The 4,194-nt window shown below is 53.7% G+C and carries 2 protein-coding genes; both read right to left on the minus strand.

Translation table 11 applies throughout. From position 1 onward, the window contains the following. Window positions 1-246: 246 nt before the first annotated feature. Window positions 247-3,720, minus strand: coding sequence for a PAS domain-containing protein (locus tag V9K67_RS26770; protein ID WP_336728157.1), 3,474 nt, complete (start codon window positions 3,718-3,720; stop codon window positions 247-249). Window positions 3,721-3,731: 11 nt separating this feature from the next. Beyond that, on the minus strand, window positions 3,732-4,046 hold the full coding sequence (locus V9K67_RS26775; RefSeq protein WP_336728158.1) for a hypothetical protein: 315 nt from the start codon (window positions 4,044-4,046) through the stop codon (window positions 3,732-3,734). Window positions 4,047-4,194 lie beyond the last annotated feature (148 nt).

A 4,194-nucleotide genomic window follows, 5' to 3' on the forward strand; every position in this document is an offset into this window, starting at 1 on the left:
TATTACTCGGGTTATGCCTACACCCTGTACCAGAACGGTTGGTCGTACTACTACAATTGCAACTACTCCGTTGGTGTGAACCTGACCTTCTACGGCGCCTACCGCTACCGGTACACCTGGTGGTCCAATTGCTACTAACCTCCCTGTTGTTTCCCCGGCTTTCCTGATACCAAAGACGGCGACCTGTTCCACAGGTTCGCCGTCTTTTTATTTACCAGGCAGAATCAGCAGGGACATCAGCCCTGGCTACTGTTGCAGGGGCAGCAGCAGCTCCATCACGGTCCCGATATTTTCCGCGCCTTTGGCCACAATGGAACCGCCATGCCGCTCCACGATCTTTTTGCACAGCGCCAGTCCCAGCCCCGCCCCTTCATATTTATCTTTCGGATGCAGCCGGATAAAGGTGCCAAAGATCTTTTCGGCATATTTTTGCTCGAAGCCGATGCCGTTATCCTGTACGGCAATCCGGGTAACGGCTTTTCCCTGGTGCTCCAGTATTTCGGAAGTAATGGTAAGGACCGGGGGCACGCCGGCCCGGGCAAATTTGAGGGAGTTGCTGATCAGGTTATAAAAGAGCTGGTGCAGCATGACCGGTGCGCCTTCCAGCCGGGGCAAGGGGCCATAATGGAGGGTAGCGCCTGTTTGCTGGATGGCCAGCTCCAGGTCGGATTCGACACTTCTGACGACATCGTTCAAATCCACCGGCTCATATATTTCTTCCCAGGCGCTGATGGTCGAATACGTCAGCACGCCGTCGATCATGGCAAAGATGCGGTTGGCGGCGGTTTGCACCCGGCTGAGGTAAAACCGGCCGGTTTCTCCCAGCTCTTCATGGAATGCTTCCTCGATGCGGTTGACAAAGGTTTTTATTTTGCGGACGGGTTCTTTCAGGTCATGGGACGACACATGCACAAATTGCTGGAGTTCTTCATTGCTGCGGTGCAGTTCTTTGGTCCGTTCGGCCACCATCGTTTCCAGCTGTTCGGTAAAGGTGATCTGGTCATGGATATCGGTACAGGTGCCAAACCATTTGGTGATCGCCCCGGTCTCATCCCGGAGCGGCAGGGCCCTGGCCAGGAACCAATGGTACTGCCCGTCGTGCCGGCGGAGGCGGTACTCGATCTCGTAGGGCGCGCCGGTGGCCAAACTGTGCTGCCATAATTTCCAGGCACGGTCCTGGTCATCGGGATGAAAGAGGGCATGCCATCCTTCGCCTTTCGCTTTATTGTAGGGAAGACCGGTATAATCGTACCATTGCTGGTTGTAATAATAGTGAAAGCCGTCCGGCCAGGTCAGCCAGAAGATCTGGGGCAGGAAGTCCATGGCGAACTGGAATTCCTTGTGGCTTTCCTCTACTTTTTTCCGGGCGACCACCTGGTCGGTGACGTCAATCGCCACCGCAATGATCTTGGTGACGGCGCCCTCCCTGTTTTTGATGGGTTCATAAACAAAGTTCAGATAAACGGTTTCCATGCGGTCATGCCGGGGCAGGGCAATCGGCATTTCATTGGCGGTGAACCGCTCCCCGGTGGCATACACCCGCTGGACCACCTGCTTCAGTCCCTGTTCCGCTGCTTCGGCCAGCACGTCAAATACCGGGCGGTCCCTGATCTCTTCGCGCCGCTTTCCCCAGATCTCCAGCATGCGGTCGTTGACCACTTCCACCGTAAAGCAGGGACCACTGCCGATACACATGGCCACCGGGGCTTGCAATACCAGGTTCCGCAGGTTGCTTTCGCTTCGTTGCAACGCCTCTTCCGCTTCTTTCTGTTTCGTAATATCCAGTGTAACGCCGGCCAGCCGGTAGGCCGCTCCCTGTTCATCGAAAAAGACCTTTGCTTTGGAACGCAGCCAGCGCAACCGGCCGTCTTTTGCGTCAACGACCCGGTATTCATTCTCATATACCCCGATTTTAGGATCCAGGGCTTTTTGGATAGCGGCATGGGTCCGTTCCCGGTCTTCGGGATAGAGCGCACCCAGGTAACGGTTGTAATCCACCGGTGCCTGGGGCGGCAGTCCAAACAACTCTTTTGTACGGTCCGACCACTTTAGGTTACCGGTTCGTGGGTTATAATCAAAATACCCCAGCTCGCCGCCTTCCATGGCCAGGAGCAATTGCTCTTCGCTCTTTTCCAGGGCTTCCTTCGTCTTTCGCTGTTCGGTAATATCGGTATTGGTGCCGAACCACCCGATCAGCGTGCCGTCCTCTCTGCGTACCGGGACCGCCCGGGAAAGAAACCAGCGGTATTCGCCTTGGTGGCTGCGCAACAGGAAAATATCCTCCCAGGAAACACCCGATTCAAAGGCCGCCCTGATGCGGTGCACGACCCCTTCCACCAGGTCAGGATGATGCACCTTTTGCCACCCCCAGCCCAGCATTTCTTCCGGTGTGGTGCCCGTATATTCGTACCAGCGGTTGTTATACCAGTAGATGTAACCCGTTTCATCCGTCATCCAGGCCAGCTGCGGAATGGAATTGGCCATCGTGCGGAAGCGTTCCTCGCTTTCTTTTAAGGCGTTTTCCACTTTTTTTTCATGGGTGAAGTCCTGCAAGGTGCCGGTAACGCGGTAAGGTTTTCCCGCTTCATTTAGCTGCAACTTTCCTTTTGCCCGGATCCACCGCACCTTTCCGTCGCTGATCCTTTTGATCCGGAATTGCTGGTGGTATTCCGACCTGCCGTTTTTATGGAGCATCACCTCCTGCGTCTCCTGGTAGGTAATAGCGCGGTCTTCCGCTACGACGCTGTTGATAAAAGTTTGATAGTTAAAAAGGCTGTCCGGGGGAAGCCCGAAGATCTTTTTAAGTTCAACCGAGGCAATGATGTCATCCGTGGCTAAATCATGATCCCAGGCGCCCATATTAGCCGCTTCCAACGCCCTTTGCAGGCGCTCCTCGCTTTCGGCCACTTTCTTTTGCGCGGCTACCATTTGGGAAACATCATGCGCCATGATCGAAACGCCGGCGGGCCGGCTGCTCCCTTCCTCGTATAACGGCTGGAGCACCAGGTCAAAATAGTGCTTTTCCTCTTTCCCATGGGCAACGGAAGTTACCGGCACCACCTTTCCCAGGTACATCTCGCCGGTATGGAGCACCTGGTCAAATAAATCGATAACACCCTGGCCCTTTAATTCCGGGATCGCTTCCAGCAGGGGTTTGCCTATTATTTCCGGGCCCCTGCCCCAAAGTTTAAAGGCTTCCGCATTGGCCGTCTGCAATACGTGGTTTTTACCCCGGACAATCCCGATAACAGCAGGGGCTTGCATAAAGAGATTATAGGCCTGCTCAATGCCCTGGATCTTTACCAGTTCCGTGACATCCGCTCCATGATGGAGAATGTACTGAATTTCCCCCGCGTCGTTAAAGACGGGACGGTTCAGCGGCCGCCACACCTTGTAAACAAATGCTTCCCCGGTGGGATGGGGCACATCATAGCGCTGGTCGGCCATGCGGTGCTCCTGCTTATGCTCCAGCACGTAGGCCAGGGATGCCGCCAGGTTTTGCACCCCGGTAGCTTCTTTCCGGTAGGGATTGTCCGTAAAAACTTCGAAAAGGGGCCTGCCCAGGATATCCTCCCTCCGGGTATAGGTGGCGCTCAGGTAGGAATCGGTGACCCCGACAATGGTAAACCGGGGCGCATCCGGTAAAAGGATCAGGTAATTATCGGGTGCCGCATTCAGTATCCGCAAGGCATCCTGCTGAATGTTATTTATGCTTTGCATAGGTTGGTGCTTTATAGGGATACCGCCGCACAAAATCCAGACGCGGTTTGCCCAACTATTTTGAAGAAACAGCTCCATGCGCTAGCTGGCAAGGAGATATCATTAGCTGGTACTGTTGGTTTCACAAGTCCGGGCATCGCCATCCCGTGATTTACACAATTTCCATTCCATTGAGAAATAGGCTCGTGTATATTTCTATTATCATCAATTGTTGAGCAATGCACGTATGCAACCCTATAAGGCAGGGCTGTTTTTTGAAAGAGGAGCTTGCCATGCGAGGAAAAAACTTTAAAAAAAATCTTCCTTTGGTGTTTCCCTTCTTCCATGATTGCCGGATTATCCTAATACAAAGCACGAATGAAACGGCACACGAAACGAAGAATCAAAGAACGCAAGAATAGAAAATAATTAAATCAGCCATTTCGCTCCCAGACGTCTGCATCGATCGATCCTCTTGCTGCACCACCACTCCCG

The organism is Huijunlia imazamoxiresistens, assembly GCF_037132455.1.
Taxonomy (GTDB): domain Bacteria; phylum Bacteroidota; class Bacteroidia; order Chitinophagales; family Chitinophagaceae; genus Flavisolibacter; species Flavisolibacter imazamoxiresistens.